Genomic DNA, 5,365 nt, shown 5'->3' on the forward strand with positions numbered 1-5,365 from the left:
CTCCGAAGGCGCCGGTGATCGCGGCGAGCGCGCCCCGCACAGTTTCGGCGACCGTCCCCCGCGTCGCGACGACGGCGAGCGCCGTCCGTTCAGCGGTTCGCGCCCGGGCACGAACCGACCGTCGGATGCAGGCCCGCGCGCCGAACGTCCGGAGCGCCGCGAGCGTGACGCTTCCGATCGCCCCCGTTTCGGCAGCGACCGTGGCGCTCCCCAAGAGCGCCGCAACGGCGACCGGAGCGACCGGGGACCACGTACCGACAGCACGCCGCGCCGTTTCGAAGGTGAGCGCGGCTCATCCGGGCGCAGCTTCGCCAGACCCGTAAAAAGCGGTAACGCTGACCGTTCGGACGGTCCGGCACGCGCACCGCGAGACGACCGGGGCGAGCGCTCCGATCGGGCACCAGCCAAACACGAATTCGGCGACCGCCCCTCGCGTGACGGTGACCACAGCAAACGCCCCGCACGCAGCGTCGACAAAAACCTGCCGTCCGCGCCCCGCCGTTTCGGCCACGACCGGCCTGCACGCGCCGACAAGGCGCGCGGCCCGGCGCCAGCGGCACGCACCGAGCGCCGTGACGCCGACAGCGGTGCCGATGCCACCCCGCGCATCCCGCGTCGCGATTACGAAGACGCGCCAGGCATGCTGCGTCTGTCGAAACTGATGTCCGAACTCGGCCTGTGCTCACGCCGCGAAGCCGACGAGTGGATAGAAAAAGGCTGGGTGCTGGTGGATGGCGAGCGCGTCGACACGCTCGGCACCAAGGTCCGTCCGGATCAGCGCGTCGAGATCGACCCCGCCGCCGAAGCCGCGCAAGCGAGCCAGGTGACGGTGCTGATTCACAAGCCGGTCGGTCTGGTCTCGGGCCAGGCGGAAGACGGGTATCAGCCGGCCATCACACTGGTCACGCCGGAGAATCGCTGGGAAGGCGACCATTCGGAAATCCGCTTCTCGGTCGCGCATCTGCGCCAGCTCGCGCCGGCCGGCCGCCTCGACATCGACTCGACGGGCCTGCTGGTGTTGACGCAGGACGGCCGCGTCGCCAAGCAGTTGATCGGCGGCCATTCGGAGATCGACAAGGAGTATCTGGTGCGCGTGGCTTACGGCGAGCACACCGTCGACGTCGAGAGCCACTTCCCGCCCGAAAGCCTCGAACTGCTGCGCCACGGCCTGTCGCTCGACGACGTGCCGCTGAAACCGGCGCAGGTAGAGTGGCAAAACGGCGAGCAGTTGCGTTTCGTGTTGCGCGAAGGCAAGAAGCGCCAGATTCGCCGGATGTGCGAACTGGTCGGCCTCGAAGTGATCGGCCTGAAGCGCGTGCGGATGGGTCGTGTGATGCTGGGCGCGCTGCCGCCGGGCCAGTGGCGCTATCTGTCGGCGGACGAGTCGTTCTGATGATGCTGTGAGCGTCTGTCTGACCCAGAAGTTGGACAGGCGCAAGCCCAATGAAAAACCCACGCAGATGCGTGGGTTTTTCATTGGCGGCGCCGATGCCGCTCACCGCAGCGGCCGGGCGTCGCACGCGCCAACCGCGCAACGCACATCGCCTCCGCTTCAATCGTCGCTATTCGGATCCATATCCGGAAATAGCACTTCGGTGAAACCGAACTTCGCAAAGTCGTTGATCCGCATTGGATACAGCTTGCCGATCAGGTGATCGCACTCGTGCTGCACGACACGCGCATGAAAACCCTCTGCCACCCGGTCGATTGGCTTGCCGTACTGATCGAAGCCGTGATACTTGATCATCGAAAACCGGCTCACCGCGCCCCGCAGGCCCGGCACCGACAGACAACCTTCCCAGCCCTCCTCCATATCGAGCGAGACCGGCGTGACGGTCGGATTGATCAGCACCGTTTCCGGCACCGGCGGCGCATCCGGATAGCGCTCGTTCTTGCCGAAGCCGAAGATCACCACCTGCAGATTGACGCCGATCTGCGGCGCGGCGAGGCCCGCGCCGTTTGCGTCATGCATGGTCTCGAACATGTCCTTGACGAGTTCATGCAGTTCGGGCGTGTCGAAGTGATCGACCGGATCAGCAATACGCAGCAGACGCGGATCGCCCATCTTGAGAATTTCGCGGATCATAACTGCCCCTCCAGGAGCTGATGCATACCATCTTCGTCGAGTACGGGAATGCCGAGTTCCTCGGCCTTCGCCAACTTGCTGCCGGCGTCGGCTCCCGCAACCACATAATCCGTTTTCTTCGACACGGATCCCGCCACCTTCGCGCCGGCCGCTTCAAGCATTTCCTTCGCCGTTTCGCGCGACAGGTTCGGCAACGTGCCGGTCAGCACCACCGTCTTGCCGGCCAGCAGGCCTTGCGGCGCCTTCGGTGCGGGCGGACCTTCCGGCCATGTCACCTTGCCCGGCGCGCGCAGTTGCTCGATCACCGTGCGGTTGTGTTCTTCGGCGAAGAACTGGTGAAGCGACTCGGCGACCACCGGCCCCACGTCGTTGACTTCGAGCAGCGCTTCGACCGACGCGTCCATGATCGGCGTCAGAGAACCGAAATGTTTGGCCAGATCTTTCGCCGTCGATTCGCCCACATGACGGATGCCGAGCGCATAAATGAAGCGCGCCAGTGTGGTGTGCTTGGCCTTTTCGAGCGAATCGAGCAGGTTCTGCGCGGACTTGTCGGCGAAGCGGTCGAGTTCCGCGAGCGTCGCAAAGCCGAGATTGAACAGATCGGCCGGCGTGCGCACCAAGTTCTGCTCGACCAGTTGATCGATGATTTTCTCGCCAAGGCCGTCGATGTCGAGCGCGCGCCGCTGCGCGAAGTGCCACAGCGCCTGCTTGCGCTGCGCCGGACAGAAGAGGCCGCCGGTACAGCGCGCGATCGCCTCGTCGGGCAGCCGCTCGATGTTCGAGCCACACACCGGGCACTGGGTCGGCATCACGAACTCGCGGGCGTCCGCCGGGCGGCGCTCGAGCAGCGCGCTCACCACTTCCGGAATAACGTCGCCGGCGCGCCGCACGATCACCGTGTCGCCGATGCGGATGTCCTTGCGGCGCACCTCGTCTTCGTTATGCAGCGTGGCATTGGTAACGGTCGCGCCGCCGACGAACACCGGTTCGAGGCGTGCCACTGGTGTGATTGCGCCGGTCCGCCCGACCTGCACGTCGATCGCGACGAGCCGGGTCAGCGCTTCCTGCGCGGGAAACTTGTGCGCGAGCGCGAAACGCGGCGCGCGCGATACGAAGCCGAGTGCGTCCTGCTCGTCGCGCCGGTTGACCTTGTAGACCACCCCATCGATGTCATACGGCAGCGTGTCGCGCTTTTCGCCGACCGCGTGAAAGAACCCCAGTAAGCCTTCGGCGCCCTGCACCACTGCCCGCTCGCTATTGACCGGCAAGCCGAGTTCCTTGTACCAGTCGAGCAATTCGCTGTGCGTGGCGGGCATGTCGATCCCGTCGAGCACGCCAATACCATAAGCAAAAAAGGACAGCGGCCGCTGCGCGGTGATCTTCGAATCGAGCTGCCGCAAACTGCCCGCCGCCGCGTTACGCGGATTGGCGAATTCCCTCTGCTCGGCCGCGCGCTGCCGTTCGTTCAGGCGTTCGAAATCGCGCTTGAACATCAGCACCTCGCCGCGTACGTCGAGGATGTGCGGCACGCGCTTGCCTTTGAGCTTGAGCGGGATGGAGCGGATCGTGCGGACGTTTTCAGTGACGTTCTCCCCGGTGGTGCCATCGCCGCGGGTGGACGCCTGCACGAACGCGCCGTCGACGTAACGCAGCGAGATGGCGAGGCCGTCGAACTTCAGCTCGGCCGCGTAGTCGACCGGAACCGGCGGCTCGCTCGCGTTCCTGCCGAGCGCGTCGCCGACGCGTTTGTCGAACGCGACGATGTCTTCATCGGCGAAACCGTTGTTCAGCGACAGCATGGGCAGGTCGTGCACGACCTGCTCGAAGCCGCTCGCCGCCTTGCCGCCCACGCGCTGGGTGGGCGAATCCGGCACGATCAGGTCCGGATGCTCCGTCTCGATACGCTCCAGTTCCTTGAACAGCTTGTCGTACTCCGCGTCCGGCAGGTCCGGCTGGTCGAGCACGTAGTACGCGTAGTTCGCGCGTTCGAGTTCCGCGCGCAGCCACACGGCGCGCTCGGCCGGAGCGCTGGTTGCTGAGGGGGAGACGGAAGTTCTGGCCATGCTCTCTGACGGTTCTTGATGAAATTCGGACATTGGATTATCGCAGGAAGCGTGCCCCTTTACATCGGCCGAATGGGCTGGATGCGGGGCTTGTTTTAGCGTGACAGCGGATTGATCGCGAGTGGGCTACGGCTTCGCTGCGCGCCGGTTCCTGCAGGCTCGCGCGCGCTGCGTCGCGACCTGCGCACGCAGCGCCCCAAACGACGACGGCCGCACATCGTGCGGCCGTCGAGACACCGGAAAATCGTGCCCGCTACTGGCTGAAGAGGCGCCGGGTGGCGGGCGACCCCGCTGGAATTCCTGCCTGTTCGAGTTTCGCGTAGAGCGTCATCAACTGCTTCTCGATCGCGAGCAGCGCGGTTTCCGGCAACGGACGGCGGCCGTCGTCGACCACCCGTCCGCCGATACGCTCAGCCAGCGATTTCGCGTAGTCGCACATCAGCCGGAACGGCAGGATGTCCTCGTCGGCGACCGGCACGTCGAGCACCAGCGTAATCATCTGGCCGCCCTTGTAGGTAAGGTCGTCGCGCAGGAAGTTGGTGTCGCCGAACTGCAGCATGAACACCGGGCTCTGGCGCGCGTCGAGTTTGACGAACCGCGTGCCGTCGCGCGAGAGCAGCAAGCCGTCCTGCGACGCTACTGCCTGCACGTAGTTTGCCGACCACGGCGCGCCGTCGGAGAGCACGTTGATCGACAGCTGCGCGTCGCACTGCGCGGCGAACCCGTCGAGTTCGCGCGCCATTGCCACCGTTTCGAGCATGTCCGGGAATTCCGGCGATGCATCGAGCGCGTCGGCGAATTGCTGCACTCCGGTCACGAACTCCGAAAACTCCAGTTCGTTGAGCGCGCCGCTGCGATTGGCGAGCTGCGCGGCCGCGCGCAGTTCTTCATAGCGCGCGCCGTTTTGCAGCAGCTCCCACGCCCCGCCTTCGGGCTTGCCTTCGATATGCACCGGCTTGCTGCCGGCGCGGCGCAGGCGCTGCGCGAGCGGAATCACCTTGTCGCCGGCAACCGGGCCGTTCAGACGGATCGGCACGATGCAGTCGATCCGCCGATCGACGATGGCCGGCGGCGCAGACGAGATCGTCGTGGCGGCGGGCAGAATCGGTTCGGCGCGTTCGTTATCCTCGCGAGCGGCATCGTGAGCGACCGGCGCCGGCTTGCCCTCACCAGCCTCGGCTTGATGAACATGCTCGCCTTCCGCGTGGGCCACGCC

At 65.9% G+C, this 5,365-nt stretch carries 4 protein-coding genes; 1 reads left to right on the plus strand and 3 read right to left on the minus strand.

Annotated features, from left to right (window positions below; translation table 11 throughout):
• Positions 1-1,393, plus strand: a 1,393-nt coding sequence (locus tag CIC12_RS06520; RefSeq protein ID WP_168663267.1) for a pseudouridine synthase, incomplete at its 5' end; no start/stop codon positions are given.
• Between the two features lie 159 nt (positions 1,394-1,552).
• On the opposite strand, the gene def is transcribed toward CIC12_RS06520, so the two are convergent.
• From def to CIC12_RS06535, 3 genes are all read right to left on the minus strand, one after another.
• Complete coding sequence (def, locus tag CIC12_RS06525) at positions 1,553-2,086, minus strand: peptide deformylase (RefSeq protein WP_121317534.1); 534 nt, start codon at positions 2,084-2,086, stop codon at positions 1,553-1,555.
• Positions 2,083-4,149, minus strand: coding sequence for an NAD-dependent DNA ligase LigA (ligA, locus tag CIC12_RS06530; protein ID WP_168663269.1), 2,067 nt, complete (start codon positions 4,147-4,149; stop codon positions 2,083-2,085). Before ligA ends, def begins: the two co-directional genes overlap by 4 nt.
• Before the next feature lie 253 nt (positions 4,150-4,402).
• Positions 4,403-5,365 (minus strand): cell division protein ZipA C-terminal FtsZ-binding domain-containing protein (locus CIC12_RS06535; RefSeq protein WP_238812408.1); only part of this gene is annotated, 963 nt, incomplete at its 5' end.

The organism is Paraburkholderia sp. SG-MS1 (genome assembly GCF_012275575.1).
Taxonomy (GTDB): domain Bacteria; phylum Pseudomonadota; class Gammaproteobacteria; order Burkholderiales; family Burkholderiaceae; genus Paraburkholderia.

Coding starts and splice junctions, on each gene's coding strand:
- def (WP_121317534.1), bottom strand. CDS start 2,086: ATGATCCGCGAAATTCTCAAGATGGGCGATCCGCGTCTGCTGCGTATT.
- ligA (WP_168663269.1), bottom strand. CDS start 4,149: ATGGCCAGAACTTCCGTCTCCCCCTCAGCAACCAGCGCTCCGGCCGAG.